This window comes from Micromonospora sp. NBC_01412, assembly GCF_045040215.1.
GTDB classification, from domain to species: Bacteria; Actinomycetota; Actinomycetes; order Mycobacteriales; family Micromonosporaceae; genus Micromonospora; species Micromonospora rubida.
Map to the genome: position 1 here is coordinate 6,106,759 of NZ_CP109528.1, position 20,270 is coordinate 6,127,028.

The 20,270-nt window shown below is 71.5% G+C and carries 16 protein-coding genes; 9 read left to right on the forward strand and 7 right to left on the reverse strand.

The genetic code is table 11. The features are described from left to right. Window positions 1–19: 19 nt before the first annotated feature. On the reverse strand, window positions 20–508 hold the full coding sequence (locus OG617_RS26805; RefSeq protein ID WP_405095714.1) for a hypothetical protein: 489 nt from the start codon (window positions 506–508) through the stop codon (window positions 20–22). Between the two features lie 213 nt (window positions 509–721). Between OG617_RS26805 and helR the strand changes: the two genes are divergently transcribed. The 4 genes from helR (at window position 722) to OG617_RS26825 (ending at window position 6,326) form a co-directional block, all read left to right on the forward strand. After that, window positions 722–2,896, forward strand: a complete 2,175-nt coding sequence (gene helR / locus OG617_RS26810) for an RNA polymerase recycling motor ATPase HelR (RefSeq protein WP_405095715.1) — start codon at window positions 722–724, stop codon at window positions 2,894–2,896. 280 nt (window positions 2,897–3,176) lie between these two features. Then, the gene (locus OG617_RS26815; protein ID WP_405095716.1) at window positions 3,177–3,848 is read left to right on the forward strand and encodes a cupin domain-containing protein; all 672 of its coding nucleotides are present in this window, start codon (window positions 3,177–3,179) and stop codon (window positions 3,846–3,848) included. After that, window positions 3,841–4,740, forward strand: coding sequence for a TauD/TfdA family dioxygenase (locus OG617_RS26820; protein WP_405095717.1), 900 nt, complete (start codon window positions 3,841–3,843; stop codon window positions 4,738–4,740). The genes OG617_RS26815 and OG617_RS26820 overlap by 8 nt, the downstream gene beginning before the upstream one ends. Continuing rightward, window positions 4,737–6,326, forward strand: coding sequence for a pyridoxal phosphate-dependent aminotransferase (locus tag OG617_RS26825; RefSeq protein ID WP_405095718.1), 1,590 nt, complete (start codon window positions 4,737–4,739; stop codon window positions 6,324–6,326). The genes OG617_RS26820 and OG617_RS26825 overlap by 4 nt, the downstream gene beginning before the upstream one ends. Here OG617_RS26825 and OG617_RS26830 read toward each other — a convergent pair. Continuing rightward, window positions 6,313–7,695: an aldehyde dehydrogenase family protein gene (locus OG617_RS26830; protein ID WP_405095719.1), complete on the reverse strand. Its 1,383-nt coding sequence runs from the start codon at window positions 7,693–7,695 to the stop codon at window positions 6,313–6,315. The two genes, OG617_RS26825 and OG617_RS26830, sit on opposite strands and share 14 nt — an antisense overlap. A 177-nt stretch (window positions 7,696–7,872) precedes the next feature. Here OG617_RS26830 and OG617_RS26835 point away from each other — a divergent pair, with 177 nt between their 5' ends. The 4 genes from OG617_RS26835 (at window position 7,873) to OG617_RS26850 (ending at window position 11,827) form a co-directional block, all read left to right on the forward strand. After that, window positions 7,873–8,682, forward strand: coding sequence for a BtpA/SgcQ family protein (locus tag OG617_RS26835; protein ID WP_405095720.1), 810 nt, complete (start codon window positions 7,873–7,875; stop codon window positions 8,680–8,682). Beyond that, a complete protein-coding gene (locus tag OG617_RS26840; RefSeq protein ID WP_405095721.1) occupies window positions 8,679–9,734 on the forward strand; it encodes an SIS domain-containing protein in 1,056 nt (351 codons plus the stop codon). The genes OG617_RS26835 and OG617_RS26840 overlap by 4 nt, the downstream gene beginning before the upstream one ends. Window positions 9,735–9,797: 63 nt before the next feature. After that, window positions 9,798–10,814 (forward strand): LLM class flavin-dependent oxidoreductase, encoded by a 1,017-nt coding sequence (locus tag OG617_RS26845; RefSeq protein ID WP_405095722.1) that lies wholly within the window; start codon window positions 9,798–9,800, stop codon window positions 10,812–10,814. 2 nt (window positions 10,815–10,816) lie between these two features. Then, window positions 10,817–11,827 carry an aldose epimerase family protein gene (locus tag OG617_RS26850; protein WP_405095723.1) on the forward strand — a complete coding sequence of 337 codons (1,011 nt, stop codon included), beginning with the start codon at window positions 10,817–10,819 and terminating at the stop codon, window positions 11,825–11,827. 53 nt (window positions 11,828–11,880) lie between these two features. Here OG617_RS26850 and ileS read toward each other — a convergent pair whose 3' ends face one another. The 5 genes from ileS to OG617_RS26875 form a co-directional block, all read right to left on the reverse strand. Then, window positions 11,881–15,003: an isoleucine--tRNA ligase gene (ileS, locus tag OG617_RS26855; protein ID WP_405095724.1), complete on the reverse strand. Its 3,123-nt coding sequence runs from the start codon at window positions 15,001–15,003 to the stop codon at window positions 11,881–11,883. A gap of 338 nt (window positions 15,004–15,341) precedes the next feature. Beyond that, window positions 15,342–16,337 carry an NAD(+) diphosphatase gene (nudC, locus tag OG617_RS26860; RefSeq protein WP_405095725.1) on the reverse strand — a complete coding sequence of 332 codons (996 nt, stop codon included), beginning with the start codon at window positions 16,335–16,337 and terminating at the stop codon, window positions 15,342–15,344. An 83-nt stretch (window positions 16,338–16,420) separates the two neighbouring features. Beyond that, window positions 16,421–18,034: a class I adenylate-forming enzyme family protein gene (locus tag OG617_RS26865; protein WP_405095726.1), complete on the reverse strand. Its 1,614-nt coding sequence runs from the start codon at window positions 18,032–18,034 to the stop codon at window positions 16,421–16,423. Between the two features lie 2 nt (window positions 18,035–18,036). Next, entirely contained in the window at window positions 18,037–18,348 is a 312-nt protein-coding gene (locus tag OG617_RS26870) for a phosphopantetheine-binding protein (RefSeq protein ID WP_405095727.1), read from the reverse strand. A 114-nt stretch (window positions 18,349–18,462) separates the two neighbouring features. Beyond that, entirely contained in the window at window positions 18,463–18,990 is a 528-nt protein-coding gene (locus tag OG617_RS26875; protein WP_405095728.1) for a GNAT family N-acetyltransferase, read from the reverse strand. A 92-nt stretch (window positions 18,991–19,082) separates the two neighbouring features. Here OG617_RS26875 and OG617_RS26880 point away from each other — a divergent pair, with 92 nt between their 5' ends. Further along, complete coding sequence (locus OG617_RS26880) at window positions 19,083–20,264, forward strand: hypothetical protein (RefSeq protein ID WP_405095729.1); 1,182 nt, start codon at window positions 19,083–19,085, stop codon at window positions 20,262–20,264. The last annotated feature ends 6 nt before the right edge of the window (window positions 20,265–20,270 follow it).

Below are 20,270 nucleotides of genomic sequence, written 5' to 3' on the forward strand. Positions count from 1 at the left end.
GGTGAACGTCGGTGTCCGGCTACGTACCCACTCGCCAATCGTGCCGGCGCATCACCACAACGTGTCCCTCAGCCCATGCCTTTTTGTCCTGCCAGTCGTCAGGCGGCGCCATCAGCACACGTAGTTCCTGGCCGGTGAGCCATTCCAGGGCGAGCACTTGACGGCCGAGCGGGTCTTCGATGAGTGACACCCCGGTACTTGTCTCCAGGTCCAGCAGGAGCAACTGGCCTTCGAAGAAATAGCCGCCGTCGTAGCGACCTGTGCCTACCACCAGGAGGGGAAACGTGGGGTGGAAGGCCATCGAGTGCACGGGGTAGCCCGAGCGGAGAAGAGCGCGGCAACCCAGATCACCGACGTCGTAGACACCTACCGGCGCAGTACCGAACGCGTAGGTGCCCGCCACTGCCAGCAGGCCACGACTCTCGTCGGCGACGGCAAGGGCAGGCTCACCGATCTCGGCGAAGGGCCGACCACCGAGAACCCGGTCGATACGCAACGGACTGGTCACCCCAAAGATCTTCTCGCGGGAGCCTGGCAGGCGCCGTCATCGGTGGAGAGCTTGACCGCCGGGTGGGGTATGTGTGAAGAGGGCGAGGGCAACGGAAAGACATGCTCTCCCTCCACCTCAACGTATAGCCCACCGGGGGGCTTGCGGCAAGACCCGGGTCGTGCCGCAGAATCGTCGGCCGAGGCCAGGACCTGTGGAAATGGGAGTTGCGAAATGCGCGCCGCACCTGATGATGTGAATCCCCTGACCACCAGCCTGTTCGACCTTCCCGACCACCTCCTGTCGAAAGCCGACCCGACGCTGATCGCGGGCGACGAGCAGCACTTCGCGTCCGTCGCGGAGAGGCTTGAGCAGTTGTCCGCCGACCTGTCCGGCCGCCTCGACGCCGCGCGTAAGGCGCCCGGTGGCAAAGGCCGGCAGGCGGTGGACCGGGACACGGAGGTCCGCCGGCTGACGGCTCGCCTGCGCGCGCTGGGTCGCTTCGGTGTGGATCTGTGCCTCGGACGCATGGTCGGCGCGGACAACCGCGAGCCCGTGTACGTCGGGCGACGTGGCCTCACGGACAGCGCGGGTCGTCGGCTGTTGCTGGACTGGCGTTCCCCTGCGGCTGAACCGTTCTTCGGGGCGACCCACGCCAATCCGATGGGCCTGGCGAGCCGCCGCAGGTATCGCTGGATCCGCGGCCGGATCGGCGACTACTGGGATGAGGTGTTCGCCTCGGACGGGCTTGAGGGGCACGCCGCGCTCGACGACCAGTCCGCCTTCATCGCCAGCCTGGGCGGCAGCCGGTCGGCCCGGATGCGGGACGTGCTCGGCACGATCCAGGCCGACCAGGATGCCATCATCCGCGCGGGTTCCCGTGGCGCTCTTGTCGTCGACGGTGGTCCGGGTACGGGTAAGACCGTCGTCGCCCTGCACCGCACCGCCTACCTCCTCTACTCCGACCCTCGCCTCGGGCAACGCCAGGGTGGCGTGCTGTTCGTCGGTCCGCACCAGCCCTACCTGGCCTACGTCGCCGACGTCCTCCCCAGCCTCGGCGAGGAGGAGGTGCAGACCTGCACCCTGCGGGACCTCGTCCCCGAGGGCGCTGCGGCAACCATCGAGACCGACCCGACAGTGGCCTTCCTGAAGTCGTCCGCGGACCTGGTGAAGGCGATCGAGGCGGCCGTCAGGTTCTACGAGGAGCCGCCGGCCAAACCGATGACGGTCACGACCGACGAGTCCGACATCCGGCTGAGCGCCGACGACTGGGCCGAGGCGTTCCAGGCACCCGGGCCCGGTGCCCCGCACAACGAGGCGCGTGACGAGGTCTGGGAGGAGCTGCTCACGATCCTGACGGACAAGTACCACGGCGATGAGCCGGATGACCTGGTCCGCAGGTCGCTGCTGCGGAACAGGGAGCTGCGCACGACCTTCAACCGCGCCTGGCCGCTGCTCGACCCGGCCGACCTCGTCGGTGACCTGTGGTCGGTGCCCGCCTACCTGCGCAGGTGCGCTCCCTGGCTCAGCCCCGACGAGGTCCGCAAACTGCAACGCGGCGACGCCCAGGCGTGGACGGTGTCCGACCTGCCGCTCCTCGACGCGGCACGGCAGCGGCTCGGCGATCCGGAGGCGTCAGGGCGTAAGCGTCGGCACGACGCCACTGTCGCCGTCGAACGCGCGCGCATGGCCACCGTCGTCGACGAACTGATCGAGGCCCATGCCTATGACGACGGTGAAGGTGTGCTGTCGAGCCTGCGCCAACTGGATCTCCAGGATGCACTGGTCGACGAGGCCGCACTGCCCGGCGCCGACCCGGACCTGCTCGCCGGCCCGTTCGCGCACATCGTCGTGGACGAGGCTCAGGAACTGACCGACGCCGAGTGGCAGATGCTGTTGCTCCGCTGCCCGTCCCGGAGCTTCACCATCGTCGGGGACCGCGCCCAGGCCCGGCACGGATTCACGGAGTCGTGGCAGGAGCGGCTCGACCGGATCGGGCTCGACCGGATCAGCCTGGCCTCCCTGACCATCAACTACCGGACGCCGGAAGAGATCATGGCGGAAGCCGAGCCGGTCATCCGGGCCGTGCTCCCGGACGCCAACGTGCCGACCTCCATCCGCAGCGGCGGCGTCCCCGTCGTACACGGACCTGTTTCTGATCTGGGCTCTGTCCTTGATGCCTGGCTCGCCGCGCACGCCGACGGGACAGCCTGCGTCATCGGCGATCTCACGTTCCGGGCGACGTCCCGCGTCCGGTCGCTGACCCCGGAACTGTCGAAGGGGCTCGAATTCGACCTGGTCGTCCTCATCGACCCGGACGCATTCGGCGAGGGCATCGAGGGAGCGGTCGACCGCTATGTCGCGATGACCCGAGCGACCCAGCAACTCGTCGTCCTCACGAGCTCCTGACAAACGCGATCGCCTCGCGCGCCGGGTCGGACGCGCCGAGCCGCGACGGGTAGCTCCCGCTTGGACGTTGTCGCAGCCACCGCGCCTGCCCGACATTACTGGAACTGCATTCGGAACGGGCACCCTGACCTCGATGTATGACAGTACGTCAATGAGCTGCAACAGTCGGTGACTTCATAACTGTTTCGGGCTTCGGTAGCCTGATCAATATTCGGCGCGTCGACTACGGAGGGTATCAATGACGCAAACACACCGCTCCGTCGTTTCTATGGTGGATTCCTTGAGCCACGAGCTCGAAGACCTCGATCCGCGCGAGCGTCGAGAGCTGTTGATGCAGATGGTCCGGCTTCTGGCGGCCACCCCGGGCACGCACCTCCAGCTCGGTGACGGCGTGTCCGACCGGGCCGGAGAGAACCGCGCGGTGGCGCTCTGCGAGTGGGCCCTCGACGCAGGGGCTACGGAGAGCGAGCAACTGCTCAAGGTCGACATGCGACCCGGCGAGATCCAGATCGCCAAGACGCGCGAGGCGACCGGCCGGTCGTTGATCACCAATGGGTTCCTCGGCGCCGACCTCATCCATGTTCCCGCAGGCGAAGGCTTCGCTCCGCACACCCACCCCGGCGATCACCTTCTCTTCGTGGTGGGCGGTCGCGGCACCATCACCGCCGCCGGCGAGATTCTGGAGACCACGCCCGGTTTGGTGTACATGGTGGACGGCGCGCAACCGCACGCGGTCGGCGCGATCACCGACCACGTCCTGCTCTCGGTGGGCGTCGCCCACCAGCCGCTCGACAGCGCGAACCGGCAGGAACTGAGGCCGTTCGAGGACCTGCTGACCGACGACGGGCACATCGTCTGCCGCATCTGCGGTATCAAGGCCGGCGCCGGGGACGAGTTGCGCGCCGCGGGATGCTCGCACGGTCCCGTCGCATTCGGTGCCACCGGTGTCTGACAGTCCAGGGCCGACAACCCTGCGTGGGAGCTTTCTGGAGCGACCCCATGACCGGCACATCCCGCAGCGGGTCGAACTCCTCGGTGGTCGACCGCTGCCGCCGCCCGAGCTCGTGCCGGAGTCCGTGCCGGCCGGGTGGCCGGTGGGCCAGGTCGAGGCGGTGCTGCGGTGCCAGCTCACCGAGCACGGGCTCGGCCTCGTCGACCTCGGTGAGCCGATGACCAGCGCCCAACTGCTGGAGCTCGGCCACCGGTTCGGCGAAATCATGCCGGAGACCGACCCGGCCGTGCAGCCCAACGTCGAGGACGGCCGGATCCTGCACCTGATCAGCGCCGAGGGTGACACCGCCGACGCCACGCGGCAACCGTTCGCCACGAGCGCCCTGAGCCTGCACACCGAGGGCAGCGGTCGGCCGGCTGATGGCCAGCCGCGATACATCGTCCTGATGTGTCTGCACGCCGGGGACGACGAGAACGCCGCGCAGACCGTTCTGGTCCCGTTCGCCGGGGTCGACGAGCGGCTCCGGCAGACCGACCGCGAGATCCTCGCGCACGTCCGGTACGACCGCCCCGGCGTGCCGCCGATCCGGCGACGGGTGGACGGGCGGCCGGTCTTCTCGTTCCGCGACTTCCAGGCCGAGACCCTTCGCTGGGTGTCCGACACCGACCAGTTCGACGCCGTGGCTGTCCGGGACGCCCTCGCCGCACTGCTCGCGGAGATGTACGGGGGTGGCGCCGCGCGCGGGCTCCAGTGGCGCCGTGGGCTCCTCGCGGTCCTGGACAACACGTACGCCTTCCACGGCCGATCCGCGGCGCCGTTCCACGGCTCGACCCGGCACCGGCATCTCAAGCGACTGCGGATCACGGACCGATCGGGGGAGATGGCCGGATGACGGATGTCCAAGGGCTGTTCGGCGACATCGGAGAGCCTCGGCTGTCGGTCGTGCCCGCCGAGGTCGAGATGCTCGCGGCACAGCGCCCCGACCCGTCGCGGGTGCCGATGGCCCTGGACCCGGGCCCCGACGCGCGGCTGCTGGAGGTGTACGCCCGAGCGGTGAACCCGCAGGACCCGATCGAGCTCCGCGATCTCTACCTGGGCCGGGTCGAGTGTGAACTCGGGGTGGAGAGCCACCGTCCCGACCTGGCGGACCGCTGGCGACAGTCCCGGCGCAGACGTGAGGTCGACGCCGCCGCGGTGCTCTCGTCACGGGCGACCGTACGTTTCGTCAAGGAGCTGTTCAACTTCTACTTCCGCGACGACCTCTACGGTGACCTGCGCTCGCAGGCGGGGATCATCCTCTCCAGCGGGTCGGTGGACGAGGAGCACTGGGGTCTGCCCAGCACGTTGAAGGACTGCATCGCCTACGCCCTGAACCGGGACTGGTACGGGTACTCCGACTCCCGGGGGCGCGAGCCGGCCCGGGAAGCGGTCGCGGCGTACGAGTCGGCCCGGCTGCCCAGCGCGGGATACACGGCCGACAACGTCGCCCTGACCATGGGCGCGACGCTGGCGATCAGCACGCTGGTCGACTTCATCCTGCTCGAGGCGAGCCAGGGCGGCGCCGCGTCGCTATGCGCCATCCCCAACTATCCGCCCCTCGTGGAGTCGGTGGCCAGGCGAGGGCCGGTGTCGCTGGTGCCGCTGCCGTCCAGCGCGGACGGTCGGACGTCGCTGCGACCGCTGATCGACGCGCTGCGTCCGGACACGCCGATCGTGCTGCTCCAGACGGCCGCGAACCCGACCGGCGCCCTGGTCTGCGAGGACGAGCTGGAGCTGCTGATCAAGTCCGCCTCGCCGAACACCCTGATCGTGCTGGACGAGTGCCACGAGTGGTTGGGGGAGCCGGTGGCCACCTCACCGGCTCGCGCCGCAGCCAACGTCATCCGGGTCAGCAGCCTGTCGAAGAACTGGTCCGCCCCGGGCCTCAAGGTCGGCTGGCTGATGGCGGACAGTCGCTTCATCGATCGCTACTACGAGTACGCGTCGACCACCTTCGGCGGGCCGCCGTCGTTCTTCTACACCGTGGTCGAGGTGCTGGCCCGGATGGAGCGGTGGCTGGTCAGCGGTGACGAGGAGTTGACCACCGCGCACTGTCGGGAGTTCGAGTCGACGTACGGCCTGCGCCTGCCCGGCCTGCAGCGCGCGTACGACAACTACCGGGTCGAGCGGAGGTCCCGCGAACGGTCCCTGACGCTGATCCGCGACGCCTACCACAACGGCATCCGGTTGCCGGGCGTCTCCGTGCTGCCGGCGCGCTACTCCATCAACCTGACCACGTCGTTCGACGACCACGAGGACTCGTACCTCTGCTTTCGGGAACTGCTGCGGGAGACCAACGTGTCTCTCTTCCCCGGCATCCTGACCTTCTGCCTCTCCGGCGCGTTCATGCGGCTGACGACGTCCCAGCCCTGGCCGGCCTTTGCCGAGGCGATGCCCCGGCTGCGGCGCTACCAGGAGCGTGAGCTCAGACCAGTCTGACCGTCACCGTCTTCGGTCGCTGGAACTCGGTGAGGGCGAGGACGCTCAGGTCGGTGCCGTGACCTGACGATCCTCGCCCGCCGTGCGGCAGCTCGGGGCACTGCTCCAGCACGCAGTTGACCCACACCTCGCCGGCGTCGAGCGCCCGGGCGACGGAGAGCAACTGGCCGGTCCCGGCGCCCCAGACGCTGCCCGCCAGCGCCTGGTCGACACTGTTGGCCAGCCGGACGGCGTCGTCGATGTCCTCGGCGGCCTGCACGGTCAGGCAGGGGCCGAACAACTCGTTGGCGACCGCCGGATCGTCCGGCTCCAGGTCGGCCAGGATCCGCCCTTCGGCCCAGTAGCCCTCCTCGTCGGAGTCGTCGCCGAGCGCCAGCCCGGCGGCGTGGCTCACCCCGGCGGCGGAGCCCGAGAGGATCTGCCGATAGCGGCGGATCTGGTCGGCGTTGTTCAGCGGGCCGAACGAACGGCCCGCCTGCCGCCGGCTCATCGCCTCGGCGAGCCGGTCCACCACCTCGGCGTAGTTCGACCGTAGCGTGATCACCCGAGCCGGTGCGGCGCAGCTCTGCCCGGCGTTGTAGGTGGCCGCGCCGGTCAGGTCGGCGTAGGTGTGCTCGGGCGCGTCCGGCAGCACGATCGCCGGGCAGTTGCCCCCGAGCTCCAGGCTGACCCGGCGCAGCCCCGCCCGGGCGGCCACGTCCTGCCCGCCGGCGACGCTGCCGGTGAACGCGATCGCGTCGATGGGACTCTCCACCAGCAGCCGGCCCGTCGCCCGGTCGCCGGGCAGTGCGTTGAGCACTCCCGGACCGAGTGAGTCCCTGGCGTCCCTGGCCAGCAGCAGCGCGCTGTCGGGAGTGCTCTCGGCCGGCTTGAGGAGCACCGCGTTCCCTGCGGCGAGCGCGGGCCCGATGCGCCAGGCGGCCATCAGGATCGGATAGTTCCACGGCACGATCGCGCCGACGACGCCCAGCGGCTCCCACCGGACCCAGCTCTCCCGGTTCGGGAGGTGATGCCCGGCGGCGGGCGCCAGCGCGGCGCGCACGGCGCCGGCGTAGAACCGCAACAGGTCGACGCTGTCGCGGATCTCGCCCTCGGCCTCGTGGGCGGGCTTGCCGGTGCCGGCCTGTTCGGCGGCGACGTACTCGCTCAGGGCGCCGTCGATCCGGTCGGCGAATGCCAGAAGACGGCGACTCCGCTCGCCCGTCGGCAGCCCCGCCCAGGACCGCTGGGCTTCCCGCGCCGCCTCGACAGTGTCGGTGACCGTTGACTCGCCCGCGCCGGCCAGGTCGGCGCGGGCCCGCCCGGTCCGTGGGTCGGTGAGCCGGAGACCGGTCGGCGAAAGCGGGACGTCAACGGTTTCTGCGGTCATGGGCATGATCCTATCCGGAACGGACGGCCCGGTCCGGATCTCGTGGTGCCGCCTCCCACGCGGGTCGACCGGCCACCTGCAGGCCCCGGCCGCCACCGACTACCCTCGCGGGGGCACGGGAAGCGCGTTGGTGGAACGGCCGACGACAGGGTCCGGCCGGGCTGTGAGGGAGATGCCATGGGACTGCCGGGGCCGACCAGAACCTGTTACGGGGTCGTGCATCTGGCCCCGCTGCCGGGCACTCCGTTCTACGAGCCCAACTCGTTGCGCCACACGCTGGCCCGCGCGGTCGAGTCGGCGCGTGCCCTCGACCGGGGAGGAGCGCACGGCTGCCTGCTGCAGACCGCCGACCGGGTCTACGGTGTCGAGGACGACTGCGACCCCGCACGGCTCGCCGCCGTCGCGGTGATCACCGAGGCCGTCCGGGCGGCGACGGACCCGGCCTTTCAGATCGGCGTCCAGATCATGCGGAACGCGACCAGGGCGTCGCTGGCCGCCGCGAAGGTCTGCGGCGGGAGTTTCGTCCGGGTGGGCGCCATCGTCGGTGAGACGTTGAGTTGGCAGGGCACGGTGCGACCCGATCCCGCCGCGGTGATGGCGTACCGCCGGGCCATCGACGCGTGGGACGTCAAGGTGATCGCCGATGTCGCCAGCATGCACTTCAGCTGGCCGAACGGCGACAAGCAGCCCGGCGAGGTGGCCCGCTCGGCGATGAACGCGGGCGCTGACGCCGTCTGCCTGGGCGACCCGGACGAATCCCGCACCCTCGAGCTGATCTCGCAGGTCCGGCGCGCGGCTCCGGCGGCTCCGATCTACCTGGCCGGTCACACGGACCACGACAACGCCGCTCGGCTGGTCGGCGCCGCCGACGGCGTCTTCGTCGGTGGCTGCGTCACCGTCGGCGGCTGGGCCGGGGATGTGTCCGAGCAGAAGGTCCGGTCGTACATGGAGATCCTGAACTCGCTGCCGCCCCGGGAGACCGCATGAGCTCCTACACGGTGGCGGCGATGCGTGCGGAGGTCGACGGCCTCGCCGCCGACCTGGCCGCCCTGACCGGCGTGCTCGGCACGCAGCTGGACGGGCTGCGCTCCGTCGAGCCGGTCCCCCGCCGGGTCGTCCTGTCGGGCAGCGGGGACTCCCTGTACGCCGCCCAGGCGGCCGAGTACGCCTTCGCCCGGCTGCCGCACACCACGTGTGTGCTCCGCAGCACGCAGCGGCTGCTCGACTACGGCGTCGGCCTGTACCTCTCGGAGCCCGCCACGGCGACCCTGGTGGTGGGCGTCTCGGCCTCGGGCACCAGCGCCACGCTGGCGGCCGGGCTGGAACGGGCCCGGGCGGGCGGCTTCCGTACCCTCGCGATCGTTGGATCCGCCGACACGCCCGTAGGCCGCAGCGCACACCACAGCGTCACCACGGGGCTGCCGAAGCGCCCGCCGTCCCCGGGGATCCGGAGCTACCAGGCCAGTCTTCTCACCCTTCTGCTCCTGGCCGAGGGGTGTGCGGACGCCTCATCGGCCCCCGGCGGGCTCGGGTCCGGCGAGCTCGCCGCCCTGCCGGGCCTCGTGGAGCGGACGGTGCGGCAGCAGGCGCAACCGTGCCGATGGTTGGCGGAGCAGATCCTGCGGACGGCTCCGGTGCAGGTGCTGGGTGGGGGGCCGGCTCTGGGAACGGCACGGTACGCGGCGGCAAAGATCATCGAGGGTGCCGGCGTGCCGGCGCTGGGCCGGGATCTCGAGGAGTGGTGGCACGTCGAGCGGTTCGCCACCGAGGCCGACGCCCCCCTGATCGTGCTGGCGCCGCCGGGGCCCAGCCACGGGCGCGCCGTACGTCTGTGCGCGCAGGCCCGCGGCCGCGGTCACCTGGTGGCCGCGTTGGCCGAGCCCGGCGACGAGGAGATCCGGGAACAGGCGCACCTGGTGCTGCCGCTGCCCGAGGGATGTTCCCCGGCCTGGTCCCCCCTGATCGAGCACGTCTTCGCCGCGCCGCTGGCCGCCGACCTGGCCGAACTGCTGGGCCGGCCACCGTTCCACCGTCGTTGACCGGTTCCGTAGGTGGGCGACGCGGGCGCGCGTCGGGCCGGTGGAGACCCTAGGGTCGTCGCCATGGACGCTGTCAGCCCGGCCCACGACGGCCACGCGCACACCCTGCCCCCGACGAGGCTGTACGGTGACGCCCTCCGGTTCGGGATCCACTCCGGACAGTTACACGGCAGCTACGAGATCTGCCGTGATCTCTGGCGGCGGGCGGAGCAACTGGGCTACGACTGGATCTCGCTGATCGACCATCTGCGGCCGCACCTGTACGGCCCCGACCAGCCCTGCTTCGAGGGCATGACGCTGCTGGCCGCCCTCGCCGCGCAGACCGAGCGGATCCGCTGCGCCATGCTGGTCACCGGCGCGATGTGGCGGCATCCCGCCGTCACCGCCGCCGCCATGGCCACCATCGACCACGTCTGCGACGGGCGGCTCGAGGTGGGCCTCGGTGCGGGCGGACCGGATCTGGCCTACGAGCAGTACGGCATCCCGTTCCCCGCCGCCGGGGAGCGGATGGACCGGCTCGAGGAGACCTGCGAGATCCTCCGGCGGCTCTGGACGGAGCCCGAGACGACGTTCGAGGGGCGGCACTTCCGGCTGGACCGGGCCCGGCTCGCGCCAAAGCCCCGGCAGGCCCACGTGCCCCTCGTGGTGGGCGGGAGCGGGGTGCGGCGGACGCTGCGGACAGCGGCCCGGCATGCCGATATCTGGAACACCCTCGCGACCACCACCGAGGACTACGGTCGTCAGCTCGCCGCCCTGCGTGGGCACTGCGTGGATGTGGGGCGCGACGAGGCCGGCATCCGTCGATCGATCACGTTCCGGGCGGTGCTGGTCGAGCGGGCGTCCGGCGTCGACGCGCGATCGGCGGAGCTGTTGCGCGGAGCGCCGGACGAGGTGCGTGCCGAGTACCTGAGCTTCGGCACGCCCGAGCAGTGCGTGGCGGACCTCAAGCCGTATGTCGACCTCGGTGTCCGGGACTTCCTCCTGGCGGTCAAGCCGCCGATCGACTGGCAGACCGTGGAGCTGATGATCATGCGGGTGGCCCCGGCGCTACGTGAGTACGCGTCGTTGCGGGAGGTCTGAAGATGACCGAGGCCCACACGACGCGCGTGCGACGGCGGCAGGTCGGCGTGACCGGCCCCGACGGACCCGACGCCGGACGCGCCGTCGACGAGATCACGCTCTCGGCGGGCGACATCGACGTGACGGTCTGGACGTACGGCGCGACCCTCGTCGAGGTGGTGGTGCCCGACCGGGCCGGCGACCGGAGCAACATCGTGTGCCGGCTGCCGGACCTGGCCGCGTACGAGGACCGGGCGCTCAACGCCTATGTCGGGTCCACGGTCGGGCGGTACTGCCGTGGCGTCCGGGACGGGACCTTCATCCTCGACGGCACCCGGTACTCGCTGGACCGCAACGCCGGCGGCCACCACCTGCACGGCGGTACGAATGGTTTCGACCACCGCGTGTGGCAGGCCCGCGTCGAGGAGGGCCCGGACCAGGTGGCGGCGGTCCTGACGCTGGTCAGCCCGGACGGGGACCAGGGATATCCGGGGGAGCTGACCGCCGAGGTGGCGTACCGCCTGCACGCTGAGGGCCGGCTCACCTTCGAGTACCGGGCGTCGACCACCGCCCCGACGCTCGTCGGTCTGACCAACCACGCGTTCTGGAACCTGGCCGGTGCGGGGACGGTGGACACCCACCTGCTCGCGCTCAACGCCGAGCGGGTCGTCCCCTTCGACGAGGAGCTGTTCCCGCTGGCCGGCCCGCTGTTGCCGCTGGCCGGGACCCGTCTGGACTTCCGCGCCCCGCGCCGCATCGGGGCTGCCCGGTTGGACAACTTCTTCGTCCTCGACGACCCACGGTGGGCCGCCGAGCTGCACGACGAGCGCAGCGGTCGCCGGATGCGGGTGGTCACCGACCAGCCGGGGCTCGGCGTGTACAGCGGCGACGGGCTGTTCGCGCCCCGCGCGGGGCTGGCCCTGGAGGCCGGCGCGTGGCCGGACGCCCCGAACCTTCCGGACGTGCCGTCGGTCCGGCTGGACCCCGGGCAGACCTACCGGCACCGTACGGTGCACGAGTTCTTCGTCGGTTGACCCGGCCCGCCGCGTCCCGGCCCACCCAGGTGGTGGGCCGGGACGCCGGAACGTCAGGCCTTGCGGAGCCAGAACGTCAGGCCGAGCGACTCGTCGGTGAACGGCTCGGGGTCGGCCCACGACGGTTCCCCGTCGGCGCAGTCGGTGGCCAGCACCTCCTCCGCGACCAGGTCGCGGTGCTCGGCGAGGGCCAGGGCCGTCTCCTCCCGGGTCGCCCGGTACCGCAGCAAGATCCGGTCGGTCACGTCGAGGCCGCTGACCTTGCGTGCCTCCTGGATCTGCCGGATCGCGTCGCGGGCCACCCCGGCCCGCCGTAGCTCGGGCGTCAGGTGCAGGTCCAGCGCCAGGGTGGCGCCGGCATCGCTGGCGACCGCCCAGCCCTCGCGCGGCGTCTCGACGATGACCACCTCGTCCGGGCCGAGGGTGACGGACTCGTCGCCCACCACGACCGTCGCGGATCCGGACTCCCGCAGGGAATCCTTGAGCGCGGAGGCGTCGGCCGCCGCGATCGCCGCGGCCACCTGCTGCACGGTCTTCCCGAACCGCCTGCCGAGGGTGCGGAAGTTGGCCTTCGCGGTGGTGTCCACCAGCGACCCGCCGGCCCCGCCCACGGCGGCGACCGACCCGACGTTCAGCTCGGCGGTGATCTCCGCCAGCAGCTCCGCGGACAGCTCCTCGAAGCCCTGTGCCGAGGCCAGCGCCCGGGACAGCGGCTGCCGGACCTTCATCCCGGAGTCGGCGCGGGCGGCTCGGCCCAGCTCGACCAGCCGCCGCGCGATCGCCGTCTGCCGTGACAGGGCCGGGTCGATCAGGGACTCGTCCGCGACCGGGTACGGGGCCAGGTGCACCGACGGCGGCGCGTCCGGGGCGACCGGCACGACCATGTCCTGCCACACCCGCTCGGTGATGAACGGCGTGATCGGCGCCATGAGCAGCGTGACGGTGGAGAGCACCTCGTGCAGGGTGGCGAGCGCCGCCGGGTCGCCCCGCCAGAAACGCCGCCGGCTGCGCCGGACGTACCAGTTGGAGAGGTCGTCGATGAACGCGGCCAGCAGCCGGCCCGCCTGGTGGGTGTCGAACGTGGACATCGCGGCGTCCACCTGCTGGACCAGCGTGTTCAGCTCGGAGAGCAGCCACCGGTCCAGGACCGGCCGGTCCGCGGGGGCCGGGTCGGCGTCGGACGGGGACCAGCCGGCGGTCCGCCCGTACAGCGCCTGGAAGGCCACCGTGTTCCAGTAGGTCAGCAGGATCTTGCGGACCACCTCCTGGAGGGCGGTGTGCCCGACCCGTCGAGCCGACCAGGGCGAACCGACGGCGGCCATGAACCAGCGCACCGCGTCCGCGCCGTGCTGGTCCATCAGGGGGATCGGTTCGAGGGTGTTGCCCAGGTGCTTGGACATCTTCCGGCCGTCCTCGGCCAGGATGTGGCCGAGGCAGACCACGTTCTCGTACGGCGACCGGTCGAACACCAGCGTGCCGATCGCCATCAGGGTGTAGAACCACCCACGGGTCTGATCGATGGCCTCGGAGATGAACTGTGCCGGGTACCGCTTCTCGAAGAGCTCGACGTTCTGGTACGGATAGCCGAACTGCGCGAACGGCATGGAACCCGAGTCGTACCAGGCGTCGATCACCTCGGGAACCCGCCGGGCGGTCGTCCCGCAGTGGCAGGTGAACGTGACGTCGTCGATGAACGGCCGGTGCGGGTCGAGCCCGGTCACGTCGGATCCGGTCAGCTCACTGAGCTCGGACAGCGAGCCGACGCAGGTCAGGTGCTCGTTCTCGCAACGCCAGATCGGCAGCGGGGTGCCCCAGTAGCGCCGCCGCGACAGCGCCCAGTCGACGTTGTTGTTGAGCCAGTCGCCGTACCGGCCGTACTTCACGGTGGCGGGGTGCCAGGTGGTGCGGTCGTTCTCGCGCAGCAGGGCCTCGCGTACCGCAGTCGTCCGGACGTACCAGGAGGGCTGGGCGTAGTAGATCAGCGCGGTGTGGCAGCGCCAGCAGTGCGGGTAGCTGTGCTCGTACGGGACGTGGCGGAAGAGCAGCCCCCGGGCGGTCAGGTCGTCGATGAGCGGGCGGTCCGCCTCCTTGAAGAAGAGGCCGCCGACGAGGGGGAGCGCCGGCTCGAACCGGCCGTTGGGCTGCACCGGGTTCACCATCGGCAGACCGTACGACCGGCAGTTCACGAGGTCGTCCGCGCCGAAGGCCGGTGCCTGGTGGACCAGACCCGAGCCGCTGTCAGTCGTCACGTACGACGCGAGGATCACGATGTGCGCGTCGGGGATCTCGACCAGGTCGAACGGCGCGCGGTAGCCCCACCGCTCGAGCTCCTGGCCCTTGAACGACTCCCCGGTGAGGTCCCAGCCGTCGCCGAGCACCTGGGCCATCAGAGGCTCGGCGACCACCAACTGCTCGTTGCCGTCGGTCGCCACCACGTACGTCACGTCGGGGTGCACGGCCACCGCGACGTTCGACACCAGGGTCCAGGGCGTGGTGGTCCAGACCAGCAGCGACGCCCGCCCGGCCAGCGGCCCCGAGGCGAGCGGGAAGCGGACGTACACCGACGGGTCGACGACCGTCTCGTACCCCTGGGCCAGCTCGTGGTCGGAGAGGCCGGTCTCGTCCCGGGGGCACCACGGCGCGACCCGGAAGTCCTCGACCAGCAGGCCCTTGTCGAAGATCTGCTTCAGCGACCACCAGACGGACTCGATGTACTCCGGGTCCATCGTCCGGTAGGCGTCGTCCATGTCCACCCAGTAGCCCATGCGCTCGGTGAGGCGGGCGAACGCGTCGGTGTGCCGGGTCACCGACTCTCGGCAGCGGGCGTTGAACTCCGCGACGCCGAACTTCTCGATGTCCTGCTTGCCGGAGAAGCCCAGTTCCTTCTCGACGGCGAGCTCGACGGGCAGGCCGTGGCAGTCCCAGCCAGCCTTGCGGGCGACGTGGAAGCCCTTCATGGTCTTGTAGCGCGGGAAGACGTCCTTGAAGACCCGTGCCTCGATGTGGTGGGCACCCGGCATGCCGTTGGCGGTGGGCGGCCCCTCGTAGAACACCCACTCCGGGCGACTGCCGGACTGTTCGAGGCTGCGCGCGAAGACGCTGTTGGCGTGCCAGAAGTGCAGGACCTCGTGTTCGAGATCGGGCAAATCGACCTGAGTCGGTACGCTGCGGTACATGGCTCCTCCGACGGATGCATGGGGTGAAGCTCCGGCGGAGGGACGAGGCCTGCGGCCCCGCGGTACCACCCTCCTTGGCCGCGTACGGCCCTCTCTTTTCGGGTGCGGTCGGTTCTACTCGGCCTCGCGGCCTTTCCTCCGACGGCTCCGGGGTGATCTTCCCGCCGTGCAACACCCCCGGGCTTCCACCATCCCCGAGTCGCTCTTGGCTGCGTACGGCGGTACTCGTCCCCATCTGCGCCTTGCGGCAATATCGTAACCCACGCGCCACCTCGCCGGAGCGGCCCCGAGGCTGGTGGCACGGGGGTGACCGATGGCGTCGGTCCGGCAGCCCGCCGTCACGCCGGCCCTTCGTCCGCCGCCGGGCGTCGCCAGGTCGGTGCCGAACGACCAGCCGACCAGCCAGCCGGGCCGCGCGCCCAGTCGGCGAGCAGTGACCAGGCCAGCGACGCCCGTGGGGGCAGGGCGAGGAGTCCGCCGGCGACGGTCTGCACCGAGGCGCCGGCGAGGGCCTCGGCGATCTGCCGACGGGTGAACCAGCCGGCGGCGGCGATCTCGGTCGGGTCGGTCCGGATCGGCTCCCGGGGATCCGCCAGGGCGCGGAAGCCCAGCATCAGGCAGCCGGGAAACGGCCACGCCTGGCTGCCCGCGTACCGCAGGCCGGTGAGCGTGACACCGATCTCCTCGGCGACCTCCCGGGCCGCCGCCTGCTCCGGCGACTCCCCGGGCTCGACGAATCCGGCGACGCAGGAGAACTGCCGGGTCCCCGCCACCATCGTGCCCGGCGCCCGGTGCGCCAACAGGCAGCGCCCGTCGGGCCCGGACCCGCCGTCGTGTACCAGCACGAGAACCGCGGGGTCGATCCGCGGCCGGAGCAGGGCGCCGCTGTCGTCGGCCCGGGCCCAGCCGCCCATGACGGGCCTTGTCGCCACCCCGGTGGCGGGGGAGTACGGGCCGGCGGCGTGCCAGTTTCCCAGGGCGGTCGCCACGGTGAGCAGCGCCGCCTCCGTCTCGGAGAGCCGGTGCCCGATCTCGCGCAGGCTTCCCGTGCCCGTATCCGGGACGGAGGGCAGGGGCGCGACGACGGCGAAGACGGGTGCGCCGCCGAAGGCGCCGAGGAACAGCCGTTCTCCCGGCGGCGCCTCGGCGGAGCCCATCAGCGGCAGCGTGGCGGACGCGCCGTCGGCGTCGGGCCGGTCGGAGTCCCGGACCAGGACGTCGCCGCCCCCGGCCACGTCGATGACCAGGACATGCGCTCGCCGCCAGGCGTCGTCGATCCATCGCTCGTCGCCGCGGCGATGGCGGCACCGGTCCCACGAGCTCTGCGGTGCCACCGCGGCGGGCGCCGAGGCGACGGTGCCCCCCGACGCCGTTACGGCAGCGGCGGGCGCCGAGGCGACGGTCCTGTCCGACACCGTTACGGCAGCGGTGCGTCGAGGTGTGCCGCGACCTGTTCGGCCAGCCTCGGCCGGAGGATCTTCCCCGTGGCGGTCCGGGGAATGGCGTCGAGCGACAGGACCCGTCGCGGCACGACGGTGGTGGCGAACGAGGCGCACAGCGCGGTACCGACATCCGGCCGCTCGCCGGGGGCGAACACCACCGCTGCCACGATCTCGTCACCCAGGAACCGGTGCGGCAGGCAGACGCACGCCGCGTCGCGAACGCCCGGCAGCGCCCGCAGCGCCCGCTCCATCTCCTCGAGGGAGACCGTCTCGCCACGTACCTTGGCGATGTTCTTGCCGCGTCCCGTGATGACGAAGTAGGGCCGGTCGTCGTCCGGGTCGCGCACCGCGAAGCCCATGTCCTGCGAATGGAACCAGCCCTGCCGGAAGGCCTCAGCGGTGGCGGCCTCGTTACCCGCGTACCGGCTCATCACGTTGTGGCCGCGCATGCAGAGCTCACCGACCTGACCCGGCTCGGCCACCCTGCCGTCCTCCAGCAGCACGGCCACCTCGTTGCCGGGCATCGCCGCCCCGATGGACGGGATGTCCGCCTCCAGGACCAGCCGGCGGTAGGTGTCCGCCGAGACGTCCGTGGGCACCGTGGTGGAGAAGTTCGTGGTCTCCGTCAGCCCGTAGCCCTGCAGGACCCGCGCTCCGAGACGCCGCGACACCTCCTGCGCGGTCTGGGCGGTCAACGGTGCGGCGGCCGAGACGAAGTACCCGAAGTCTCCCGGCAACCGCGGTGCCCGCCACGTGTGGGTGAGGGCTTCGAGAAGGCTCGGCACCACACTCGCGATCCGTGGCCGGAACCGTTCGAGCAGCCGGGGATAGCCGAACGGGTCGAACGCGTGCGCGAGCAGCACGTGGGCACCCGCCGCGAGCGGACCCAGCACGGTGAAGTGGAGTCCGTTCACATGGTGGATCGGAAGGCACCCCAGGATCCGCTCGCCCGGCCTGATCCCGTGATGGGTGCGCAGCGCGGCGGCGTTCGCCACGACGTTGTAGTGCGACTGCACCACGAGCTTGGAGGCGGCCGTCGACCCGGAGGTGCCGATGAGGAACGCGTCGGTGCCCGGTCCCACCGGCGGGTCCGACTCGCCCCCCGCCGGATCCGCGAGGGTGTCGGGGTCCGGAATGACCACCGGAGCCAGCGACGGGTCGAGGGAGACCGCCGGGGGGTGCAGGACCACCTTCGCCCCGGCGGACTCGACCTGCGGGCGCAGGCGGGCGACCGGATCGGCGGGGCTGAGCAGCAGCACCGCGCAGCCCGCGCGGAGGGACCCGAGGATGCCGATGACCGACCGCGCGTCGTTGACCGGCGCGAGCGCCACGACGTCGCCCGCTCCCACCCGCATCTCCCGGCGCAGCCAGGCGCCCACCCGCCGGCTCAGGCGATCCGCGTCGCGGTAGGAGAGCGTCGTCGTCTCGCCGTCCGCCGTGGCGGTCGTCAGGAAGGCGGCGTCGCCGAGCGTGGCGACCTGGCGGAGGAGAGTCGACACGATGGTGCCGCCGTACTCCCAGGGCGGCCCGAACGGGTGGCCGAGGTAGCTGTGGGCGAGGTCGTGATCCGTGGCCGGAACTGTGCGCATGTCTAGGCGAACCCATTCGGGGAGTGGGGACGATCGGGGTCGCTCGGATCGGGCCCGTCGGTGCCGGTGGGCCCGCGCAGGGCTACGACCGTGTCCGCGATGGACGTGACGGTACGAAAAGTGGACCAGTCGAGCATGTCGGACGCGAACGTGACCGAGAACTTCTTCTCGATCAGGACGATCAGCTCGACGACGGCGAGGGAGTCGACGCCGAGCGCGGCCAGCTCCGCGTCGGGATCGTCCAGGGTGCGCGTGTCGGCAGCTCGGACGTACGGCCGCACCAGTTCGGTGATGGACTTTCTCAACTCATCCACTACAGAGTCCCGTTCCCTTCGGACGACAGCCGTGGGCTGTCCGTACCCGGCGGACCCCGTCGGGTCACGTCGCTGATTCGTCGTCGCTCGTCGCCTGTCGCCCGTCGCCGCGGGCTAGCCGGCGGCGACGGGTCTCTGCAGGTGGACCCGATGCACGCCGCCCTCGGCCAGGGCCGGCCCATGCTGGACGAATCCGAGCGCGTCGAGCATCCGCCGCGTCGCCAGCAGGTCGGGGTTGGCCTCGCAGCGCAGTACGTCCGCACCCCGCTCGTGAGCGAGCTCGACGGCCCGGCGCAGGCACCGGACACCGACGATCGATCCCTCGTACGCCGGCGAGACGGCCAGTCGTTGCAGGTAGACGGGGCTGGTGGCGGGCGGGTAGACGGAGAGGTCCAGGCCGTGCGGGGGCTCCTGGGACAGCGTGAACGAGGCCGCCGCCTCGGTGCCGTGCCGCAGCAGGTGCACCGAGCCCGCCCGCACCCGGCGTTCGGTGGTGTCGAGGTTGCGGCTGGGCGCGACCATCCCGTATCGGGCAGCCTGGTGTCCGTCACTGGCACACAGCAGGGCGTGCGCCTCCGCCGGATCCGTGGCGACCACCCACGTCCACTCCGTCAGCCCGCCGCCTGAGCTCTCACTGGACACAGCGGTGAATCCTGCCCGGCCGGTTCTCCTGTCGTCAAGCATGCCGCAGTGGCCGTACGCCCACGTGATCAACGGTGGATATAGTGATCTCCATGGCTGCCCGCGATGTGTCGACGCACGCCCGGCCCACCCGGGCCGCCGAGCGTCCGGACGACCCGCCGGCTCGGCTCTCGGCCTGCGTCATGGCGCATCCCGTCCGGCAGGCGGCTGCGGAACGCCTCGCCGTGGCGCTCTCTGAGTTCGACGCGGGCGTGGTGACCGACCCGGAGCCGGGCCGGCCCGGAGGTCCGCTCCGCACCTCGCGCATGGCGTGGTCGCGCGTCGCGCCGGGCGCGACGCACCACCTCGTGGTCCAGGACGACTCCGTCCTGGCGCCGGACTTCGTGCGGCACGCACTCGCCGGGACACGCGCGCTGCCGGGGCACGCCCTCGGTCTGTTCACCGAGTGGGGGTCGTTCACCTCGTACGCCCTGCGGGTCGCCGCGCTCGTCGGCACCGACTGGGTCGAGGTCGTCGACGGGTACATGCCGGCCCAGGCGCTCATCCTGCCGGCCGACGTCGCCCGCGAGTTCGACCGGTACGCCGCACGGGCCACCACCGGCGACGAACCGGACGACGAGGTGCTCCTGGGCTTCCTGCGGTCGATGGGCGTGCCCATGGTCGTGTCGGTGTCGAATCTCGTCCAGCACGGCGACGAGGTGAGCATCGCCGGCAACGGCTGGCACGGCCTGCGCAAGGCCGCGTGCTGGCGGACCGACCCGGTGGCGCCGGCCGACACCGTCCTCGACCGGATCGCTCTCGTGCCGTTCTTCTCCTGGTTCACCGGGGACGCCATCTGCCGGTTCCGCGATCAGCCGGCCAGCGACGACTGGCGGCAGGTGCCGGCCGTCGACCTGTTGCGCGCCTATGGCCTCGGGGACGACGACGTGCGGCGGCTGATCGCCAACGGATGCCCGCAACGCCCGAGCGACGCCGCGGTACCGGCCCACCTGACGCAGGCCCTTGTCACGGCGGCGGTCGCCGTGGGGCTCCTGGCGGGTGAGTGTGGCGCCCCCGCCGCCGGCGTGCGGACCAAGGAACCGGTCGCGGCCGCCGCGCTGGCCACGCTCGTGCCGGGTGGCCTACGCAACTTCGTGGACGGCCAAGCCCTTCCCGCGGTGAGCGAACAACTCGCGCCTGTCGTGGAGGCGGCGACGCAGTTGGGGTTGGAAACGGCGCGACGGACGTCCCGCTCCGGCCGTGACCTCCCGGCGGCCCGTCACTTCTCCCAGTAGGAGGTT